Origin of the sequence: Rahnella sp. PD12R (assembly GCF_019200965.1) — a bacterium.
GTDB classification, from domain to species: Bacteria; Pseudomonadota; Gammaproteobacteria; order Enterobacterales; family Enterobacteriaceae; genus Rahnella; species Rahnella laticis.
Window position 1 is genome coordinate 241,848 of the sequence record NZ_JAHTMS010000003.1, and the last position, 20,076, is coordinate 261,923.

Genomic DNA, 20,076 nt, shown 5'->3' on the forward strand with positions numbered 1-20,076 from the left:
TAAAACACACTCATTTTTTGAAAGGGAGTTTTCATATGGCCGGTTTTCTGACAGCTAAAAATAATGCACTTCCGGGGATTGTCGCGGGTACAGCGGCTTTGCTTTTCAGTTTTGTGGCTAACGCGGATGTGCAATCGCGTCAGCAGTTTCTGGATCAGGCCGCTGAGAAGAACCGTCAGCAGTATGAACAGGTTCTGCAACAGCAACGAAAACAACAGGAAGAGTTTGAGAAGAGTTCCCGCGACTATGCCAGACAGGTTGAGGAACGTGTTAAACAGCAGAATGCCGAGACTGACCGCATTCATAAGGAAGCGGTCGAGCGCAATAAACAATATGAAATGGACAGACTGGCGCGGGCGCAAAAAATGCGTGATGAAGCCGGGGATCCGGAGCGGAACTGAGCCCGCTCCGGTTTCGTCGCTTTTGAGTTTCAGCGCCCGACGCGTGCCTGCAACGCGGCCGGATAGCGGTCGCCGTGAACTTCGACGGCGGCCAGCGCGCTGGCAAGATTGCGTAATTCGCTGTCGCTCAGCGTGACGTCCGTTGCGCCTAAGTTTTCTTCCAGACGGTGCAGTTTGGTGGTGCCCGGAATCGGTACAATCCACGGTTTTTGTGCCAGCAGCCAGGCCAGCGCAATCTGTGCCGGTGTAACGCGTTTTTCCTGCGCGATGTTATGAATCACCCCCAGCAGGCTCTGGTTTGCTGCCAGCGCTTCCGGCGAGAAACGCGGCACTTTGCTGCGGAAATCGTCGCTTCCAAAGGTGGCATTCGCATCAAATGCGCCGGTCAGGAAGCCTTTTCCCAGCGGGCTGAAGGGCACAAAACCAATACCCAGCTCTTCCAGCGTCGGAATGATTTCCTGCTCCGGCTCGCGCCACCACATGGAATATTCGCTTTGCAGCGCGGTAACCGGCTGTACGGCGTGTGCACGGCGGATAGTTTGTGCGCCCGCTTCGGACAACCCGAAGTGCTTCACTTTACCCTCGGCAATCAGATCTTTTACTGCGCCGGCGACGTCTTCAATCGGTACTTCCGGATCTACGCGGTGCTGGTAAAGCAGATCGATGACGTCGGTTTTCAGGCGTTTCAGCGAGCCTTCCACCGCGACGCGAATGTGTTCCGGGCGGCTGTTGAGGATCTGCTGTTTGTTATCGTCGCCAAAGGTGAAACCAAATTTCGTGGCGATCACTACTTTATCGCGCACCGGTGCCAGCGCTTCGCCGACCACTTCTTCGTTAAGGTACGGGCCGTAGACTTCGGCGGTGTCAAAGAAGGTCACGCCGCGTTCTACCGCTGCGCGGATAAGTTCAATGGCCTGACGGGTTTCCGTTGCGGCGCCGTAACCAAAGCTCAGCCCCATGCAGCCTAAACCGAGAGACGAAACTTCGAGGCCAGATTTGCCCAGTAAGCGTTTTTGCATGTGATTTTTCCTCAGTATTGACGTGATACGTTCAGTGTCCGTGGGATCTGCGATCCGTTGCGTGGAGCTTTATCCTGTAATCCTAAAATCCTGTGATTTCAGGATGAATAACAACGCAAGCTTAACGTGGACTGAATCATAGTCGCTGAAGGTTCATCGGATTAGAGGGGGCAATCCGCATACCTTTATGAGCTGAGTTCATTAATCGGAGAGAGCCTGCGGGAACATGACAAAGTTGTCATTTTTCTGGCGGCTTTCTGTAGGGGCGCGCAGCGTAGACTCGGCGCAATATCTTATTGCCGGGAAGACCCGCTGTATGAACATTTCCAGGCCGAAGCGCCTTGCTGTAATCACGTTAGTGCTGGTTTGCGGAGTCTCTTTCTGGGGCTATTCGTTGCGCAGTTCGCCAGCGGCTGAAAAACCGGCGGCCACTGCGCCGCTGGTCACTCTGGTGGCGGCGCAAACCAAAGATTTGCCCCTGACGCTGAACACGCAGGGGCATCTGGTTTCGCTTAATCAGGTGGATGTCCGCGCGCAAATCACCAGTTCCGTGGCGCAGGTGGCGTTCCACGAAGGCGATTTCGTCAAAAAAGGGCAGCTGTTATTTGTGCTTGATGACGCCGAACAGCAGGCCGCGCTGCATCATGCGGTAGCGCAGCTGGCGGTGATGAAAGCCCAGCGCGACAAAGCCGTCAGCGATCTGAATCGCGGTAAATCGCTGGTGAAACAGAACTACATTTCTTCATCCGACTGGGACACGCTGGTCAGCGCCTCGCAGCAATATGCCGCACAGTACCTTTCCGCGCAGGACGATATCCGCACCGCGCAGGCGCAGCTGGCGTATACCCGAATTATTGCGCCGGTCAGCGGTAAAACCGGTGCGCTGAACGTGCATCCCGGCAGTCTGGCGCAGCCGACCAGCACGCTGCCTCTGGTCAGCATCAACCAGTTCGACCCGATTGGCGCGGAATTTACACTGCCCGAACAGAACCTGAATGCGGTGATTGTCGCGCAGCAGCATCAGCCGGTGAAAGTCTGGGTGAATGATGCCAACGGCAAACGTATCGCCGGTACGCTGAATTTTATCGATAACAGCGTGAGCACCACCAGCGGGACGGTCAGCTTCAAAGCGACGTTCACCAACGCCAGCAACCTGCTGTGGCCGGGGCTTTATCAGAATATCACCGTGGATGCAGGCACCACGCCCGGCGCGGTGGTGTTGCCTCCGCAGGCGGTGCAGGATGGGCCGGACGGGCATTTTGTCTACGTTATCGATAAGCAAAATCATGCGGCGACGGTGCCGGTGACGTTGCTGCGAATTCAGCAACAAATGGCGGTGGTGGAAGGTGTGTCGGCAGGCATGCAGGTGGTGTCGGAAGGTGCGCGAATGCTGCGTCCGGGTATGCCGGTCACGGTGGCGACCCAGCATGCGGGGCAGGCCTTATGAGTTTGTCCGAACTGTGTCTGAAACGCCCGATTGCCGTGATGTTGCTGTGGCTGGCCGTGATGGCCGCCGGTTTGCTGTGCTGGTTCAAACTGCCGATTGCCGCCTTGCCCAATTACGATACGCCCACGATTCAGGTCAATGCGTCGCTGTCCGGCGCCAGCCCGGAAACCATGGCGTCTTCCGTGGCGACGCCGCTGGAGAAAAAGCTTTCTACCATTCCGGGCGTGGTCACGCTGACGTCCAACAGTTTGCAGGGCGCGACCACCATCGTGATGGAGTTTGATCCGTCGCGAAATATCGATTCGGCATCGGTAGACGTGCAGTCGGCGCTGTATCAGGCGATGAAACAGCTGCCGTCTGAAATGACCACGCCGCCGTCGTTTCGCAAAATTAACCCGGCGGATGCGCCGATTGTGCAGATCGGGCTGGATTCGCCGTCGATGCCGCTTTCCGATCTCAACCGGTATTCGGACGACCTGATTTCTCCTGCGCTCTCTACGCTGACCGGCGTGGCGCAGGTCTCGGTAATCGGCCAGAAACGGTATGCGGTGCGGGTGGAAATAAACCCGGACAAACTGGCGGCCACCGATCTCACGCTGGAAGAGGTGAACAGCGCGCTGAGCGCCGCCAACGCCAGTTCGCCGATCGGCGAGCTGGACGGCAAACGCCAGATGGTGATGTTGCAGACCCGTGGTGACCTGATGAATGCGGCAGACTTTGCGAATGTGGTGATTGCCACCCGCAACGGCCAGCCGGTGCGGCTTTCTGATGTGGCGTCCGTCGAAGACAGTATCGAAAACACGCTGAGCTACAGTGCGGTCAACGGCCATCATGCGATTGTGCTCAGCGTACAGCGTCAGCCGGGTGCGAATATTGTGGCAACGCTCGACTCCATCCGCCAGCTGCTGCCAAAAATTCAGGCGCAGATGCCCGCGTCCGTGAACGTCAAAATCCTCAATGACCGCTCGGTTTCCATCCGCAACGCGATTCATGACGTCACGATGACGCTGGTGTTGACCATCGGTCTGGTCATCATGGTGATCCTGCTGTTCCTGCGTCACGCCCGCGCGACGCTGATCCCGGCGCTGAGTTTGCCGATTTCGCTGCTGGGGGCGTTTGCGCTGATGTATGCGTTTGGCCTGAGCCTCGATAATATTTCCCTGATGGGGCTGACGATTGCCGTCGGGCTGGTGGTGGATGACGCCATTGTGGTGCTCGAAAACATCATGCGTTATATCGAGCAGGGGGAAAAACCGTTCCAGGCCGCGCTGAAAGGTGTGCGCGAAGTGGCGTTTACCGTGGTGTCGATCTCGCTGTCGCTGATTGCAGTCTTCATCCCGATCTTCTTTATGCCGGGCACGCTGGGGCTGCTGTTCCATGAATTTGCTTATGTGGTGTCGCTGGCGATTCTGGTGTCGGCGGCGGCGTCCCTGACGATTATTCCGCTGCTGGTGCCGATGCTGATTAAGCCACATACCGGCGAAGAGAAACCGGAACCGCGCTGGAGCCGGGCGTTTGAGGCGGCGTTCGAAGGGCTGCGCCAGCATTATGCGCACGGGCTGGAATGGGCAATCCGTCACCGGCTGATTACGCTGAGCGTGGCGCTGAGCACGGTGATTCTGACTGCCGGTTTATACTGGATCTCGCCAAAAGGGTTCTTCCCGCAGGAAGATATCGGGCAGGTGACGGCCAATATCGACGCGCCGCAGGACATGTCTTATGAAGGCCGTCTCAGCGTGGCCGATCAGCTGGGCAAAACCCTGTTGCAGGATCCGAGCGTGGCGGACGTTGTGACCAAAGTTGACCACGATACGACTCAGCTCTCGCTCACGCTTAAAGACGCCAGCCTGCGCCCGGCAATGGCCGACGTGCTGAAACAGATGCGTTCAGAAACAAGCTATCTGCCGGGCATTAATGTGTTTTACAGCGCGGTGCAGAACCTGAGAGTCGGCGGACGCAGCTCGAAAAGCAGCTATCAGTACACGCTGCAATCGGTGAGCAGCGGCGGCGGCACCAGCCTGAATGACTGGGCGAACAAACTCATGGGCGAGATGCAAAAGAGCGGGGTGTTTGTCGGGCTGAACAGCGATGCGCAGCTGAACGGTTTGCAGGCGCAGCTGGTGATCGACCGCAATAAAGCGTCGCTGATGGGCGTGGACGTTCAGCAGATCCGCAAAAATCTTTACGACGCGTTCGGGACGTATCAGGTTTCGACCATTTACGCGCCGGAAGACAGCTACGAGGTCATCATGGAAGTGCAGGCACCGTTCCGGCAAAACGAAAGTGACCTGTCGAAAATCTATGTCCGCGCTTCCGATAATTCCCTGCTGCCGGTCACGACGTTTACCCATATTTCCCGTGCGGCGGGCGTGACGGCGGTGAACCATCAGGGGCAGTTACCGGCGATCACGCTGTCATTCGACCTCGCGCCGGGCAAATCCTTATCGGACGCCACACAGGCCATTTCGCAGGCGCAGCAAACGCTCAAAATGCCACCTTCGGTTTTCGGCACCTATGCCGGGCAGGCGGCGCTCTATCAGCAATCGCAGAGCAGCCAGATCTGGCTGATCCTGCTGGCGCTGGCGGTGATTTACGTCATTCTCGGCGTGTTGTACGAAAGCTGGATCCACCCGCTGACCATTTTGCTCGGGCTGCCGTCGGCGGCGGTGGGCGCTTTGCTGGCGCTGCGGTTGTTTAATCTCGATCTGACGTTTATCGCCATGATCGGCATTTTGCTGCTGATCGGCATTGTGAAAAAGAACGCTATCATGATGATAGACTTCGCGTTAGCCGCACAACGCGAGCACGGCATGAGCCCGCACGACGCCATTGTTCAAGCCTATTTACAGCGATTCAGGCCGATCATGATGACCACGCTCTGCGCGATCATGGGTGCATTGCCCATCGCGCTGGGGCTGGGAGCCGGGGCGGAGCTACGTCAGCCAATGGGCGTTGCGATTGTCGGCGGGCTGCTGTTCTCGCAATTTATTACTCTGTTTATTACCCCGGTGCTGTTCTTACTGTTTGATGGCAAAGGCAGCAAGGCCGAAAACCCTGAGGTGAAGGAGCTGGCATGAGGTTACTGTTGGTGGAAGACCAGAAAATGGCGTCTGAATATATTGCCAAGGGGTTAACGGAGAATAATTTCGTCGTGGATGTCGCACAAAACGGCGTCGACGGGCTGCATTTTCTGCTGACCAATGAATATGACCTGGCCATTCTGGACGTTATGTTGCCGGGCATTGATGGCTGGAAAGTGATTGAAATGGCGCGTCAGGCCGGTAAACAAACACCGATTATGTTTCTGACCGCGCGTGACGACGTCGAAGACCGCGTGCGCGGGCTGGAACTGGGCGCGGAAGATTATCTGATTAAGCCGTTTTCGTTCAGCGAACTGCTCGCCCGCGCGCGGGTGATCCTGCGGCGGCAGACGGCGCAGCTTTCACCCGCAGCAGAAGAAAATCAGTTACAGGTGGCGGATCTGACCCTCGATTTTCTTAAGCACAGAGTGACACGTGGCGGCGTGCGCATCGAACTCACCCAAAAAGAGTTTCTCTTGCTGAGTTTGCTGATGCGCCGCTCCGGTGAAGTGCTTTCCCGCACGGTGCTGGCCGAGCAGGTGTGGGACATGAATTTCGATCCGGAAACTAACGTCATCGACGTGGCGATCCGTCGTCTGCGCAACAAAATTGATGACAATTTCGAGGACAAACTGCTGCATACGCTGCGCGGCGCAGGGTATGTGCTGGAACTGCGCGCCTCATGAAATCCCTTATTCGCGCACTGCGAAATATGCCGATTACTTTCCGGTTAACGCTCTATTTTTCGCTGACGATGGCGATTGTTTTGTATAGCGTGTCCGGTCTGTTGTATTCCACCATGCGTTCGCAGCTCAATCAGAAAGATGAACAGGAACTGCGCAGCTCAATGCAGTTTCAGCAGGAAATGGCGATCGCCATCAGCGAGCGGCAGGGCACGGAAGCGCAGTGGCAAAAGGAACTGTTTGAATTCGTGGCGAAGCAGGAACGTCTTTCGTTGCGCATCATCAGCCCGGACGGAAAAATCTATTCCCAGTCGGCGAATATGCGCGTGCCGCAGTCTGACTTCTCACCGCCGACGCAAAACTTCAGTTACCGCTCGTGGCGCTACGGCGATGAAGAACACCGCGAAAAATACCTGATCACCTCGACGCATTTCACCCTCCGCGACAACCAGCAATGGCTGGTGCAGGCGGCGCTGAACGTGTCCAAAAATAATGAAATCATCGAAAATTATTATCAGATGATGCAGGTGATTGCCGCGCTGGCGATCATCCTGTTTGCCGCTCTGGGTTTCTGGCTGGCGCGCCGGGGATTATCGCCGCTGCGGCTGATCATCGCGGATATCGAGAAAATCCACGCCGAAGACCTGCATACCCGTATTTCCACGCAACGCTGGCCGACGGAGCTGAACGCGCTGGCCGCGTCTTTTGACCGGATGATGATGCGGCTTGAAGCCTCGTTTAAGCAGCTCAACCGTTTTTCCTCCGACATCGCCCACGAATTACGTGCGCCGATCAATAACCTGATTTCCGCTGCCAGCGTGACGCAATCGAAAGACCGCAGCAGCCGGGAATATCAGGAAACCCTTGCCGCCATTGTTGAAGAAGGTGAACGTTTGTCCCGTATGATTTCCTCCATGCTGTTTCTCGCCCGGGCAGACAACAGCCGCGAATCTCTGGCGAAAGAGTGGATGAGCAGCCGTCACGAATTTGAAAAGCTGATCAATTTTTACGACGTGCTGGCGGAAGAAAAAAACATCCGGCTGGTCAGCGAAGGCGATATCGCGTTGCAGGGCGATCCGCTGCTAATCCAGCGTGCGCTGTCGAATATTCTGTCTAACGCCATCCGCCATACCGGCGAAAACGGGCTGATTACCCTGAGCGCCCGGGATGACGCGCAGTTTGTCTGGCTGAGTATCGAAGATTCCGGCGAAGGAATTGCGGCTGAACATCTGCCGCTGATTTTTGACCGTTTCTACCGGATCGACGCCTCGCGCAGCCGGACTGAAAACACCGGCCTCGGGCTGGCGATAGTGAAAACTATCGCGGAATTGCACGGCGGGCGCATTGTCGTCGAAAGCGAACCGGGCAAAGGCAGCCGTTTTACGCTGGTTCTGCCGAAATAATCATTCTGCGCTGAACTCCCGATAAAAAAAATTCAGCGTTCCCGATGAGACAGGCTATCTTTCTTAAGGTTTTTAGATGATTAGCCAGAAAGATAAAGGGAGCACATGACCAAAATTTTATCGCCCTCGGCGCAGGCGCTGATGATGTCGTTGCTGACGGGGCAGGCGGTTCACTGGCAAAGTGCGTGGACGCCGCTTCCTTATACCGTGCAGGCCTGGCGGGGGATCAGTTCGGTGATGTTCTCTAAAATACTCGAACCGGTCTGGTGGTGTTGCCGTTGTCCGGATCCGGTGGTGACAGTCAGGCGTAACACCGTCTACTGGCTGGCGCATCTGGTGCAGGAACCCGGCCCGGCGGCGGAGAAATTGTGGATTGATGCGGTAAAAGCGCGCTATCAGATGCAGACCAGCAGTACGCTCGGCCACGAAGCGGATGCCTTTCTGGTACAGGTTTTTCAGGATTACGCCGCGCTGTATGGCCTTTATCGCAAAGGGAAAGATAAGGCGAAAAATAGCTAGCAATATTGCGGATGCGTTTAGGAAATCGTGTTTCCGTTATTCGCCGTTATAATAAAAGTCCGAATTACTTCATTAATAACCCGCCGTTATATCGGTGTAATATATTTCAAAATTTATATTCGGCTAATATTCAGCCATTTACTGCCCGCAAAGTTATTATCTTCGGCTGCCTTACATCCGGCAGGCTATAATAACAATGTTCTTTTTGGGATCTGCTATCCGGCCTCTGCGCCGGTGCGTAGTCACGGCCAGCGCGGGGCGAGGCGATGTCACTTAAGGGCAATTTTGTTCCCGTGGTATCACGCGTTTACCCGTTGTTTACCTGACAGGAAGTGCTTTTTAGTGCTTTATTAATGACCGTGTAACGGAGTTAAGTCAGCACGATCGTTCACTAAATCAGCAACATATTGATTCCGCTAAAAAAGAATAAACAATTCTATACAAAATAAATTATTGAGGTACAGAGTAAAAAGCCATATATTGGCCGCGTTTTTCTCATGGTACTTACCTTTTAAATACATTTATTCAATTGCAGCGTTTCCATAACCTGCGGTTGTAGGAGAGATATGATGACGGATAAAGTCCGTATTGACAGTTTAGGTGCGAATTCATTAAACGGAAACAATGAAACCTATTTGGCGAGACAAGCTGAATTTGAATCGAATGTCAGGAGCTACCCGCGCAAGTTGCCGTTAGCAATTGCGAAGGCCAATGGCGTGTGGATCACCGATGTTGAGAATAATCAATATCTTGATTGCCTTGCCGGTGCCGGTACGCTGGCTCTTGGACATAATCATCCGGACGTGCTGCAAAGCATCCAAAATGTCATTACCAGCGGCTTGCCGTTACATACACTGGATCTGACAACCCCGTTGAAAGATCAGTTCTCAGAATATCTGCTTTCTTTACTGCCGCAACAGGGCAAAGAGTATTGCCTGCAATTCACCGGCCCGTCCGGTGCGGATGCGGTAGAAGCGGCCATGAAACTGGCTAAAAAAGTCACCGGTCGCTCTGGCATCATCAGCTTCTCCGGCGGTTATCACGGTATGACACACGCCACGCTGGCGGTGACCGGTAACCTGTCTCCGAAAGAAGCGGTAAACGGCATGATGCCGGAAGTGCAGTTCATGCCTTACCCGCACCAGTACCGCTGCCCGCTGGGCATTGGCGGTGAAGCCGGCGTTAAAGCATTAACCTATTACTTCGAAAACCTGATCAACGACGTGGAAAGCGGCGTTCGCAAACCTGCGGCCGTGATTCTGGAAGCCGTTCAGGGCGAAGGCGGCGTGAACCCGGCTCCGGCTGAGTGGTTGCAGCGCATCCGTAAAGTGACTCAGGAACACGGCATTCTGTTGATCCTCGACGAAGTTCAGGCTGGCTTCTGCCGTACCGGCAAACAGTTCGCCTTCGAACACGCGGGTATCGAGCCGGACATCATCGTGATGTCTAAAGCGGTCGGCGGCGGCTTGCCACTGGCAGTTCTGGGTATCAAAAAACAGTTCGACGCCTGGGCACCGGGTCACCACACCGGTACATTCCGTGGTAACCAACTGGCAATGGCCACCGGCCTGACGACGCTGAAAATCTTGAAAGAAGAAAAGATTGCAGAAAAAGTCGCCGCGCAGGGTGAATGGCTGAAAGGCAAACTGGCTGACCTGCAAAAACGTTATCCGGTGATCGGTAATGTGCGTGGTCTGGGCCTGATGATCGGTATCGAGATCGTTAAACCCAACGAAGCGCAGGATCACATGGGTTGCTACCCGGCTGATGGCGATTTGTCTGCGCTGTTGCAGAAAAAATGCTTCGGTGCTGGCCTGATCCTGGAACGCGGTGGCCGTAATGGTTGCGTGCTGCGCCTGTTGCCATCCCTGCTGATCACAAACGATGAGCTGGGTATTTTCCTCGATAAGTTTGAGCAGGCGCTTCTGGCGGCTGGCATCAAACCTGTCTGAGCGGAGTAAGAGATTCTGATGTCCGAGTTAAACCCGATTCTGGCAGGCTCAGCGCAAAGCACTGAAGCCTACCAGCAGGCCATTGCACAGAGCAGTGAAGCTGTTGTGCAGTGGCTGCAACAACCTGAGATGTATCAGGGGAAAACCGTTGCAGAACTGCGTGAGCGTATTCGGCTTGATTTCAATCCTCAGGGCCTGGGCAACCAGGCTGCGATTGAACGTGCGATTGAATACTTCCTGAAAGACAGCCTGTCGGTGCATCACCCGCAGTGCGTGGCGCATCTGCATTGCCCGAGTCTGGTGATTAGCCAGGCCGCGGAAGTGCTGATTAACGCCACTAACCAGAGCATGGACTCCTGGGACCAAAGCCCGTCAGCGACCATCATCGAGATGAAGCTGATTGAATGGCTGCGTACTCAGGTCGGTTACCAGGCTGGCGATGCGGGCGTGTTCACCAGCGGCGGCACCCAGAGCAATCTGATGGGGCTGATGCTGGCGCGTGACGCGTTCTTCGCCCGTCAGGGACACTCCATCCAGCAGGATGGCCTGACCGGTAATCTGCGTAAAATTAAAGTGTTATGTTCTGAAAACGCGCACTTCTCCGTGCAGAAGAACATGGCATTGCTGGGCCTCGGTTATCAGTCCGTGACGCTTGTGAAAACCGATGAATTTGCCCGTATGGACTTCAACGATTTACGCGAGAAAGTGGCACAGGCGCAGGCCAACGGCGAGCAGATCCTGGCGATCGTCGCAACAGCCGGTACCACCGACGCCGGTGCTATCGATCCGCTGCGTAAAATTGCTGAACTGGCCGCGGAGCACCAGATTTGGGTGCACGTTGATGCGGCGTGGGGCGGTGCCTTGCTGCTGTCTGAAAAATATCGTCATTACCTGGACGGTATTGAGCTGGTGGATTCCATCACGCTGGACTTCCACAAACAGTTCTTCCAGACCATCAGTTGCGGCGCGTTCCTGCTTAAAGAAGAGCGTCACTACGAGCTGATGCGCTATCAGGCGGCTTACCTGAACTCTGAGTTCGACGAAGCGGCTGGCGTGCCAAATCTGGTGTCTAAATCGCTGCAAACCACCCGCCGTTTCGATGCACTGAAACTGTGGATGGGTCTGGAAGCGTTGGGTCAGAAACAGTACGCCGAAATCATCGATCACGGTGTGACGCTGGCACAAGACGTGGCGCAGTTCGTGACGTCCGAAGCCGCGCTGGAACTGGTGATGAAGCCTCAGCTGGCGAGCGTTCTGTTCCGTTATCGTCCACAGCAGCTGGCGACTGCCAGCGACGCGGCTATCGCGCTGCTGAACCAGAAAATCGGTGATGCGCTGCTGGAATCCGGCCGTGCCAACGTGGGCGTGACCGAGCATAACGGCGTGACTTGCCTGAAACTGACGTTGCTGAACCCGACCGTAACGCTGGAGGATGTCAAAGTCCTGCTGGCGCTGGTTGAGAAAACCGCACAGCAACTGCTGAACCAGTAAGTCTGGTTCTGTAAAGAACGCAGTAAAAAGCCGGTAACACTTTCAGGTGTTACCGGCTTTTTTATGCCTGAAACACAATTTTCCACGACACGAAAAACCACCTGAAAGCCCGGCGTTCCCCTCTATAATCCATTCATTGTACGAATTTTAAAATGATGAGGCATTCGATGGATATCTTGATTTATGGCGCGACAGGCATGGTCGGTCAGGGCGTTTTGCTTGAATGCCTCAGGGCGGATGACGTGAAATCGGTCACGGTGGTTGTGCGTTCCCCGCTGGCGGAAAGTCACCCGAAGCTCAGGCAGATTGTTACCGCCGATCTCCTCAGCCCTTTCACGACGAATGAGATGAGCCAGTATGCGGCGTGCTTTTTTTGTCTAGGCGTCAGTTCGGCGGGCATGACCGAAGCGCAGTACAGCAAACTTACGTATGATCTGACGCTGGACGTGGCTTCCCGGTTGTACCAGGTGAATCCGGCGATGGCGTTTATCTATGTTTCCGGTGCCGGAACGGACAGCTCGGAGCAGGGCAAAAGCATGTGGGCGCGGGTGAAAGGGAAAACCGAAAATGCCCTTCTGGCAAAAGGCTTTGCTTCGGCGTGGATGTTCCGTCCTGGCATGATCCAGCCGCTGAACGGCGCGCGTTCCAAAACAACCAGTTACCGGGTGCTTTATCAGATCTTATCGCCGGTTTTACCGTTGCTAAAACGTCTGTTTCCCCGCGCCATTCTGACGACGGAAGACATAGGCAAAGCGATGTTAAATCTGGTCCGATATGGCAATCAAAAAGCCATTCTGGAAACGGAAGATATCGGCAGAATGGCGCATTCTTCACCTCGCCGTATGTAACGGGCTGACCACGTCGATTCCGCGTGACAGTTTTTCTTTATTGCCCTGATAATCTTCAAGAAGAATGGCGATAAAGAGGCTGTCTAGCAGGTTCAGTTGTACGATCCTCGCCACCGCATTTTGCCCCAGCAACGGGCCGCTCATTGCCGGGCTGAAAATAGATAAATCAGAACATTGAGAAAGCGGGGAACCGTTGTCATTGGTGATACAGATGAGTTTTGCTTTGTTCGCGATGGCGGTATTCGCGGCATTGAGCATTTCACGCGTTTCGCCGGACTGTGAGATGGCGATGACCACATCTTTTTCGTCAAGCTGGCTGGCGGCCATCAGCATCAGGTGGAAATCACTGTAGGCGTGGCTGATGATCCCGATGCGCAGCAATTTATGCTCGAAGTCCATGCCGACGGAAGCCGAACCACCGACACCAAAAATGATCACCCGTCGCGCCTGAAAAATAAGCCGCGCGGCTTTGCCGATGGTGGCCGCATCAGCCACCGAACGCGCTTCTTTCAGCACCTGAATGCTGTTCGAAAACACCTTATCCAGCACGTTATCCAGGCTGTCATGCTCAGTGATTTCCTCTTCCCGCTCATACGGCAGCGACTCAAAATAGCTAATTAGCGCCGTGCGCATTTCCCGAAAACCGGAAAACCCGACTTTCTTCGCCACCTTCACCAGCAACGGTTCAGAGACTTCCAGCGCCGCAGCCACTTCACGCAAACTGGTTTCCTGGCTGATATTGCCTTTGATAATGAGCCATTCGACGATCCTGCGTTCGGTAGGGTTGAGCTGTGAAAGGGACATTTTGATCCGTGCCCCTATCGCAAGAGCACTGTCCGATTCCTGCACTACACCCTCATTTTTGGCCATTTCTCATACCGTCTCTGCACTGATTAGGAAGCGTAAAGGTTAACACAAGGGATCAACCTGTTGAATACGGACGTCGAACTAAACGGCGTAACGTTCACATTACGATAAATTAATGTGAATAAAATGCGTCTTCCTTTCAGCAAGCTCTTTAGTGCACTCACTGATTCAGCTACTTCACTGATACCCGCTATTCTGACCTTCTCAGTAAATTCACATTAACTTTTAAAATTGTGAAGTCGATCTTTTAAATCGGTTGCAATCGCGATAACTTCACATTGATAATGTTTGTTGTGAAGTTATCGCGAAGGCATCAAAAACGGGCTCTCCGATCCAATGCCCTTTCTGATGAAAAAAACTGTTCCCCTACATGAACAAGAGAATCCTATGAAATCGACATTGTTCGGCATCATTCAGCGTATCGGGCGCTCTTTTATGCTCCCGATCGCCTTGCTGCCTGTGGCCGGGTTATTACTGGGCATCGGTGCATCATTCACTAACCAGACAACTATTCACTCTTACGGCCTGGAATCTGTGCTGGGAAATGGCACAGTACTTCACGCTTTGCTTACGGTAATGAAAAGTTCGGGCAGCGTGGTCTTTTCCAATCTGCCGGTGATGTTCGCCATCGGCGTCGCAATGGGCATGGCGAAAAAAGAAAAAGAAGTGGCCGCTATTTCCGGTGCGATTGGCTTTTTCATCATGCACGCCACCATTAATGCCATGCTGGACATCAACGGATTACTGACGCCCGGCGCGTTGCCGGACGGCGCTCTTGGCATGACGCTGGGGATTAATTCGCTGCAAATGGGCGTATTCGGCGGTGTGATCACTGGCCTTGGGGTTGCCGCGCTGCATAACCGTTTTTACCGGATAGAACTGCCCGCAACGTTTTCATTTTTCGGCGGTACGCGGTTCATTCCTATCATTTCGGCCATCACTTATCTGTTTGTCGGGATCCTGATGTTTTACATCTGGCCGACCATCCAGAACGGGATTTTGCACCTCGGCGGGCTGGTTAACAGCGCGGGCTATGCGGGAACGTTTATCTACGGCGTGATTGAACGGGCGCTGATCCCTTTCGGTTTGCACCATGTTTTCTATATGCCGTTCTGGCAAACCGGCCTCGGTGGCACGGAAGTGATCGACGGCGTGACAGTTTCCGGTGCGCAGAATATCTTCTTTGCTGAACTGGCCAGCCCGAATACCCAAGAGTTCTCGGTCGAAGCTACGCGGTTTATGGCGGGTAAATTCCCGTTCTATCTGTTCGGTATTCCCGGCGCGGCGCTGGCGATTTATCACACCGCGCGTCCGGAAAAACGCCGGTTGGTATTAGGTTTGCTGTTATCCGCGACCCTGACCGCTGTTCTGACGGGTATCACGGAGCCGATTGAATTCTCGTTCCTGTTCGCCGCGCCATTGTTATATGTGCTGCACTGCCTTCTGGCCGGATTGTCATTCATGCTCTGCCACATCTTTAATGTCGGCGTCGGCCAGACGTTTTCCGGCAGCTTAATTGATTTTATTCTCTTTGGTGTTTTGCAGGGAAATACGAAGAGTCACTGGATAAACGCTATTCTCATCGGGATCCCCCTGTTCCCCATTTATTATTTCAGTTTCCGCTTCATGATTACGCGCTTTAATTTCAAAACGCCGGGACGCGAAGACGATAACGAAGAAACCAAACTTTATACCCGGCAGGACCTCGCCGCGCGTGACCAGAAAAATAATACCGTTGGTGTCACCGGCGGCGGCCTGAACATTTCGCAAACCATTATTGCCGGGCTGGGCGGGGCGGCCAATATCTCGGATGTCGATTGCTGCGCCACGCGTCTGCGTATCACGGTTCTGGATGAAAATCAGGTAGATGACGCGCTGCTGAAAAGCTCCGGCGCAAAAGGCGTGATCCGAAAAGGCAAAGGCGTTCAGGTGATTTACGGACCACACGTCACGCTTATCAAATCGAATTTGCAGGATTGTCTCGAAAGCGTATAGCGAAGGTGAGGGGGAGTTATTTCCCCCTGTTACCGCTTCATTTTACTTATTGTTAATGGTTAAAGGGAAAAATATGAATATTGCAATTGGCTGTGATCACGTCGGGTTTATTCTCAAAGCGGACATTATCGGGCATTTAATTAGCCGGGGCATGACGGTGACAGATAAAGGCGCTTATGAGAATACGCGCACGGATTATCCGATATACGGCAAAGCGGTGGCAGACGCGGTGGTTTCAGGCGAAGCCGACTTAGGGATTGTATTTTGTGGTTCCGGGATCGGCATTTCCATTGCGGCGAATAAAGTTCACGGTATTCGCGCGGTGGTGTGCAGCGAGCCGTATTCGGCGAAATTATCCCGCGAACATAACAACACCAATATTCTTTCCTTTGGGTCACGCGTTGTCGGCTCTGAGCTTGCAAAGATGATTATCGACGCGTGGCTGGATGCTGAATTTGAAGGCGGACGCCACCAGAAACGTGTGGAGATGATCACCGCCATCGAGGAGGCGCAACAATGACCACGCAATTTTGCCCGTCGCTGATGTGCGTGGATTTTTCCCGTCTGGGCGAGGAACTGGCCAGCCTTGAAGCGGCCGGTGCGGCGATGTTCCATATCGACGTGATGGACGGCCATTTTGTCCCGAACTTTGCGCTCGGCCCGGAAGATATCAAAGCCGTTTCGAAGCTGGCGACGATACCTTATGACGTCCATCTGATGGTCACGAACCCGGACCCTTACATCGCACGTTTCGCCGATCTGGGTTGCAGCATTATTTATGTCCACGCCGAAGCGCCGATCCATTTGCACCGCACGCTGAGCAATATCCGCAGCCGCGGCATCAAAGCAGGCGTGGCGATAAATCCCGGCACGTCGCTGAATATTCTCGAAGAAATCCTCGACGTGGTGGACGTGGTCATGGTGATGTCGGTGAATCCGGGTTTTGCCGGGCAACCTTTTATCGAAAGTGCGTTCAGCAAAGTCCGCCGGCTCAGGGCCATGCTGAATGAAAATAAGAGCGATGCGCTCATCGCCATCGACGGCGCCATTTCCCCCGATGTGGTGAAAACGCTCGGCGCGGAAATTGACCTCTTTATTCTCGGCACCGCAGGGTTGTTCCGCAAAGACATGTCTTACAAAGAGGCGATGACTGTTTTGCATGAACAGGTCGTTTTGGCGAAGGGCGAAGTGGCATAAGCCGTGCGCGGGAGGAAGGCAACACATAAGCCATTCTGCAAAATAACGTTATTCGCAGAATGGCTTATGTTTTTTACGGCGGACGCGATTAACGTCCTGCTGGCCCTGATGAAGAAAACCGCACTTAGTTGCGGGCACCAATAATCAGCGCTGCGACCAATGCAATTGAAACGAACGACATATAACCCACCACTAAAGCTCTTTTCATCGTTAAGCACCTCAGTTGAACGTTTTTCAGTACATCGGACTCACGACCGGACGCAGAGTAAACCGGGCAAATCGCAGCTTACCTATTGATGATAGATCACGCTGCCGCGGCAATGTTTCTTCTTTTTCAGTTTTTACTTCTGTTTACCGAACTTTCCGATTCTGTCCGCCCGCGAGTCTGCGTTCCCTATACTGGTAGTTTGCGGTTAATTCCGGGAGGGAAGATGAATTTTCTATCACATTTCGATTTCATCACGCTGGTGATGACGCCGGAGTTCTGGACAGGCGTCGCGACGATGGTGATTGTCACGTTTGCTACTTACTGGCTGCTGAGCTGGGTGCTCTCATTTTTACGCAAGGGCGTAAAAAACTGGGGGGAGGTGAATCAGGCCAGCCACAGAATACGGTTTGTGCTCGGTGAAATTCTCAACCGGACAAGCAACTTACTGATTTTTATCGCGGCCTTTTTGTTCAGCCTGCGGTTCGTCAATCTTCCCGATCATCTTTACGGCACGATAGCCCACGCGTGGTTCCTGGTTCTGGCTTTTCAGATGGCGCTGTGGCTGGATCAGGCGGTTGTTTCGTGGTTACGCGATTTTATGCGTCAGCCCCGCATGCACAAAAACCCGGTTACGCTGGTGATCACCGGTCTGATATTCCGCGCGGTGGTGTGGACGGTGATGCTGCTGTCGATTCTGGCGAATGTGGGCGTCAATATTACCGCGCTGGTCGCCAGCCTGGGCGTCGGCGGTATCGCCATCGCGCTCGCCATTCAGACGATCCTCAGCGACGTCTTCGCGTCACTCTCCATCGGTTTTGATAAACCTTTCGAAATTGGTGATTTTGTTGTGTTTAATGATGTCGCCGGAACAGTCGAACATATTGGCCTGAAAACCACGCGAATACGCAGCCTGAGCGGTGAACAGATCGTCTGCGGTAATGCCATATTGCTCCAGCAAACGCTGCATAATTACAAGCGAATGCAGACGCGCCGCATCGTATTCAATTTTGGTGTCGCGATTAATACGCCGCCGGATAAGCTGCGTAATATCGGCGATTTGGTCAAAGACATTATTATTGATGTGGGTGAAACTAAATTCGACCGTGCGCACCTTCTTGGGTTTGGCACCGACCGCCTGAATATCGAAGTGGTTCACATCGTCAATACAGCCGACTACAACAAATACATGGATATTCAGCAGGAAATCAATATCCGTATTATCGAGAAGCTTATTGAACAGGATATTGAAATGGCGTTGCCTAATATGATTGTTCAAACGCCGGATAAAAGCGAACCGGGGGAATGGGAGGCCAGCCGCGGAAGGCAGCAGGCGTAAAAATATACATCTGATCTTATTGAGGTTTATTGACTAACAATAAAAGTCCCGGCCGGAGGATGAGCTATCATTGACTGAAATAGTGCTCTCAACAAACTCTGGTGGACGGATGATAATAAAGAAAAAACTCAATTCAATCATGATGGTGTTAAGCATTGCCTGCGCGGTGCCCGCAGTGGCGGCTAACCCCACGAACGACAACAGAAGCGGAGTGTCGGGCTTATGGGAGGATTTTAAAGACGATGTTTCCCTGACCTGGAATGAACCTCAATATACCGATGTCTATCTTCCTTTTCTGAGCTGGCATAACCGGCTGACGTACGATAAGCATAAAACAGATCACTATAATGAAATGCCGTGGGGCGGCGGGATTGGCGTTTCCCGTTATACAGAAGAGGGCAACTGGAGTGGCCTCTTTGCGATGGTATTTCAGGATTCCCACCGCGAGTGGCAACCAGCCGCCGGTTACGGGTGGGAAAAGGGATGGTATTTCACGCAAAGCAAGGATGTCCGTCTTGGGCTGGGATTAGCGGGCGGAATTACCGCCCGTCAGGATTTCGCTAATTACGTACCGCTGCCATTCTTATTCCCACTTTTCTCTGCGGGATATAAAAACGTCAATTTGCAGTTCACCTACATCCCCGGAACTTACAATAACGGCAACGTGCTTTTTGCGTGGCTGAGGTATGGTTTTTAGATATTACCCGCGGTCAGACGCTATTTCAGCCACTGTTGAAAGGCTTGCCTTACGGCTGGCCTTATATTCCGTTTAGCTTATCCATTACGTCTTCGGACAATTGCAGCTTCGCGCTCGCCAGGTTTTCCTGTAAATGTTCCGGCGACGACGTGCCGGGGATCAGCAAAATATTCGGTGAGCGTTTAAGCAACCACGCCAGCGCGACCTGCATCGGTGTGGCCTGCAATGCGGCGGCCAACTCATCAAGCGACGTGGACTGCAACGGTGAAAAACCGCCCAGCGGGAAGAAAGGCACATACGCAATGCCCTGTTCTGCAAGGGTATCGACCAGCGCATCATCGTGCCGGTTCGCCAGGTTATACATGTTCTGAACGCAGGCAATAGTCGTCAGTTTCTGCGCGTCAGCGACCTGACTGGCGGTGACATTGCTCAGGCCGATATGGCGAATCAAACCGCGTTCTTTCAGTTTGATCAGCGCTTCCAGTTGCGGTTCGAGTGAACCCTCTTTCGGCTGATGAATGTCGAGCATGCTGCGCAGATTCACCACGTCTATCGTTTCCAGCCCCAGATTGCGCAGGTTATCTTCCACCGCCTGCGTCAGTTCCTGCGGGCTGAAAGCCGGTAACCAGCCGCCTTTTTCATCACGACGCGCGCCGACTTTGGTCACAATACACAGATTGTCAGGGTACGGATGCAGCGCTTTTTTGATCAGCCGGTTGGTTTCATGCGGGCCGTAAAAATCGCTGGTATCGATATGATTCACACCGCTGGCGATGGCGTCACGCAATACCTGAATACCCCGCGCTTCATCTTTCACCGGGCCAAAAACGCCCGGCCCCGCCAGTTGCATGGCGCCGTAACCTAAGCGTCCTGCTTCGCGATCGCCCAGGCGATAAGTCATTGAAGGCTGTGACATGGAATTCTCCTCTGTGA

17 protein-coding genes are annotated in these 20,076 nt (G+C 53.7%); 14 read left to right on the forward strand and 3 right to left on the reverse strand.

Features of this window, described 5'->3' with window-relative positions; genetic code table 11:
- The first annotated feature begins 35 nt into the window (after positions 1 to 35).
- Positions 36 to 401 carry a hypothetical protein gene (locus KWG64_RS08225; protein WP_218521565.1) on the forward strand — a complete coding sequence of 122 codons (366 nt, stop codon included), beginning with the start codon at positions 36 to 38 and terminating at the stop codon, positions 399 to 401.
- 29 nt (positions 402 to 430) lie between these two features.
- Here the strand turns inward: KWG64_RS08225 and KWG64_RS08230 are convergent, their stop codons facing one another.
- Positions 431 to 1,420 (reverse strand): aldo/keto reductase, encoded by a 990-nt coding sequence (locus KWG64_RS08230; protein WP_218521566.1) that lies wholly within the window; start codon positions 1,418 to 1,420, stop codon positions 431 to 433.
- 316 nt (positions 1,421 to 1,736) lie between these two features.
- On the opposite strand from KWG64_RS08230, the gene KWG64_RS08235 reads away from it, so the two are divergent.
- The 8 genes from KWG64_RS08235 to KWG64_RS08270 all read left to right on the forward strand — a co-directional run bounded on the left by KWG64_RS08235 (position 1,737) and on the right by KWG64_RS08270 (position 12,843).
- Complete coding sequence (locus tag KWG64_RS08235) at positions 1,737 to 2,867, forward strand: efflux RND transporter periplasmic adaptor subunit (RefSeq protein WP_218521567.1); 1,131 nt, start codon at positions 1,737 to 1,739, stop codon at positions 2,865 to 2,867.
- Entirely contained in the window at positions 2,864 to 5,944 is a 3,081-nt protein-coding gene (locus tag KWG64_RS08240; protein WP_218521568.1) for an efflux RND transporter permease subunit, read from the forward strand. Before KWG64_RS08235 ends, KWG64_RS08240 begins: the two co-directional genes overlap by 4 nt.
- Complete coding sequence (locus KWG64_RS08245; protein WP_218521569.1) at positions 5,941 to 6,633, forward strand: heavy metal response regulator transcription factor; 693 nt, start codon at positions 5,941 to 5,943, stop codon at positions 6,631 to 6,633. The genes KWG64_RS08240 and KWG64_RS08245 overlap by 4 nt, the downstream gene beginning before the upstream one ends.
- Complete coding sequence (locus tag KWG64_RS08250; protein WP_218521570.1) at positions 6,630 to 8,033, forward strand: heavy metal sensor histidine kinase; 1,404 nt, start codon at positions 6,630 to 6,632, stop codon at positions 8,031 to 8,033. The genes KWG64_RS08245 and KWG64_RS08250 overlap by 4 nt, the downstream gene beginning before the upstream one ends.
- Before the next feature lie 105 nt (positions 8,034 to 8,138).
- Entirely contained in the window at positions 8,139 to 8,552 is a 414-nt protein-coding gene (locus tag KWG64_RS08255; RefSeq protein ID WP_255562124.1) for a hypothetical protein, read from the forward strand.
- Between the two features lie 566 nt (positions 8,553 to 9,118).
- A complete protein-coding gene (locus KWG64_RS08260; protein ID WP_152323797.1) occupies positions 9,119 to 10,504 on the forward strand; it encodes a diaminobutyrate--2-oxoglutarate transaminase in 1,386 nt (461 codons plus the stop codon).
- 18 nt (positions 10,505 to 10,522) lie between these two features.
- A complete protein-coding gene (locus KWG64_RS08265; protein ID WP_218521571.1) occupies positions 10,523 to 11,995 on the forward strand; it encodes an aspartate aminotransferase family protein in 1,473 nt (490 codons plus the stop codon).
- 167 nt (positions 11,996 to 12,162) lie between these two features.
- On the forward strand, positions 12,163 to 12,843 hold the full coding sequence (locus KWG64_RS08270) for an epimerase (RefSeq protein WP_218521572.1): 681 nt from the start codon (positions 12,163 to 12,165) through the stop codon (positions 12,841 to 12,843).
- Here the strand turns inward: KWG64_RS08270 and KWG64_RS08275 are convergent.
- Positions 12,826 to 13,647 carry an SIS domain-containing protein gene (locus KWG64_RS08275; RefSeq protein ID WP_255562125.1) on the reverse strand — a complete coding sequence of 274 codons (822 nt, stop codon included), beginning with the start codon at positions 13,645 to 13,647 and terminating at the stop codon, positions 12,826 to 12,828. The two genes, KWG64_RS08270 and KWG64_RS08275, sit on opposite strands and share 18 nt — an antisense overlap.
- Before the next feature lie 450 nt (positions 13,648 to 14,097).
- Here KWG64_RS08275 and KWG64_RS08280 point away from each other — a divergent pair, with 450 nt between their 5' ends.
- The 5 genes from KWG64_RS08280 (at position 14,098) to pagP (ending at position 19,143) form a co-directional block, all read left to right on the forward strand.
- Entirely contained in the window at positions 14,098 to 15,705 is a 1,608-nt protein-coding gene (locus tag KWG64_RS08280; RefSeq protein ID WP_218521573.1) for a PTS transporter subunit EIIC, read from the forward strand.
- Positions 15,706 to 15,778: 73 nt separating this feature from the next.
- Entirely contained in the window at positions 15,779 to 16,225 is a 447-nt protein-coding gene (rpiB, locus tag KWG64_RS08285; RefSeq protein WP_195813294.1) for a ribose 5-phosphate isomerase B, read from the forward strand.
- On the forward strand, positions 16,222 to 16,902 hold the full coding sequence (rpe, locus tag KWG64_RS08290) for a ribulose-phosphate 3-epimerase (protein WP_218521574.1): 681 nt from the start codon (positions 16,222 to 16,224) through the stop codon (positions 16,900 to 16,902). Before rpiB ends, rpe begins: the two co-directional genes overlap by 4 nt.
- 431 nt (positions 16,903 to 17,333) lie before the next feature.
- Positions 17,334 to 18,446, forward strand: a complete 1,113-nt coding sequence (locus KWG64_RS08295) for a mechanosensitive ion channel family protein (protein WP_218521575.1) — start codon at positions 17,334 to 17,336, stop codon at positions 18,444 to 18,446.
- A 142-nt stretch (positions 18,447 to 18,588) separates the two neighbouring features.
- Entirely contained in the window at positions 18,589 to 19,143 is a 555-nt protein-coding gene (pagP, locus tag KWG64_RS08300) for a lipid IV(A) palmitoyltransferase PagP (protein ID WP_370628632.1), read from the forward strand.
- Positions 19,144 to 19,204: 61 nt separating this feature from the next.
- On the opposite strand, the gene KWG64_RS08305 is transcribed toward pagP, so the two are convergent.
- Positions 19,205 to 20,059, reverse strand: coding sequence for an aldo/keto reductase family oxidoreductase (locus KWG64_RS08305; RefSeq protein ID WP_218521576.1), 855 nt, complete (start codon positions 20,057 to 20,059; stop codon positions 19,205 to 19,207).
- Positions 20,060 to 20,076 lie beyond the last annotated feature (17 nt).

Coding starts and splice junctions, on each gene's coding strand:
- rpiB (WP_195813294.1), top strand. CDS start 15,779: ATGAATATTGCAATTGGCTGTGATCACGTCGGGTTTATTCTCAAAGCG.
- KWG64_RS08225 (WP_218521565.1), top strand. CDS start 36: ATGGCCGGTTTTCTGACAGCTAAAAATAATGCACTTCCGGGGATTGTC.
- KWG64_RS08270 (WP_218521572.1), top strand. CDS start 12,163: ATGGATATCTTGATTTATGGCGCGACAGGCATGGTCGGTCAGGGCGTT.
- KWG64_RS08255 (WP_255562124.1), top strand. CDS start 8,139: ATGACCAAAATTTTATCGCCCTCGGCGCAGGCGCTGATGATGTCGTTG.
- KWG64_RS08275 (WP_255562125.1), bottom strand. CDS start 13,647: ATGTCCCTTTCACAGCTCAACCCTACCGAACGCAGGATCGTCGAATGG.
- KWG64_RS08245 (WP_218521569.1), top strand. CDS start 5,941: ATGAGGTTACTGTTGGTGGAAGACCAGAAAATGGCGTCTGAATATATT.
- KWG64_RS08250 (WP_218521570.1), top strand. CDS start 6,630: ATGAAATCCCTTATTCGCGCACTGCGAAATATGCCGATTACTTTCCGG.
- pagP (WP_370628632.1), top strand. CDS start 18,589: ATGGTGTTAAGCATTGCCTGCGCGGTGCCCGCAGTGGCGGCTAACCCC.
- KWG64_RS08240 (WP_218521568.1), top strand. CDS start 2,864: ATGAGTTTGTCCGAACTGTGTCTGAAACGCCCGATTGCCGTGATGTTG.
- KWG64_RS08230 (WP_218521566.1), bottom strand. CDS start 1,420: ATGCAAAAACGCTTACTGGGCAAATCTGGCCTCGAAGTTTCGTCTCTC.
- KWG64_RS08235 (WP_218521567.1), top strand. CDS start 1,737: ATGAACATTTCCAGGCCGAAGCGCCTTGCTGTAATCACGTTAGTGCTG.
- KWG64_RS08305 (WP_218521576.1), bottom strand. CDS start 20,059: ATGTCACAGCCTTCAATGACTTATCGCCTGGGCGATCGCGAAGCAGGA.
- KWG64_RS08280 (WP_218521573.1), top strand. CDS start 14,098: ATGAAATCGACATTGTTCGGCATCATTCAGCGTATCGGGCGCTCTTTT.
- KWG64_RS08265 (WP_218521571.1), top strand. CDS start 10,523: ATGTCCGAGTTAAACCCGATTCTGGCAGGCTCAGCGCAAAGCACTGAA.
- KWG64_RS08295 (WP_218521575.1), top strand. CDS start 17,334: ATGAATTTTCTATCACATTTCGATTTCATCACGCTGGTGATGACGCCG.
- KWG64_RS08260 (WP_152323797.1), top strand. CDS start 9,119: ATGATGACGGATAAAGTCCGTATTGACAGTTTAGGTGCGAATTCATTA.
- rpe (WP_218521574.1), top strand. CDS start 16,222: ATGACCACGCAATTTTGCCCGTCGCTGATGTGCGTGGATTTTTCCCGT.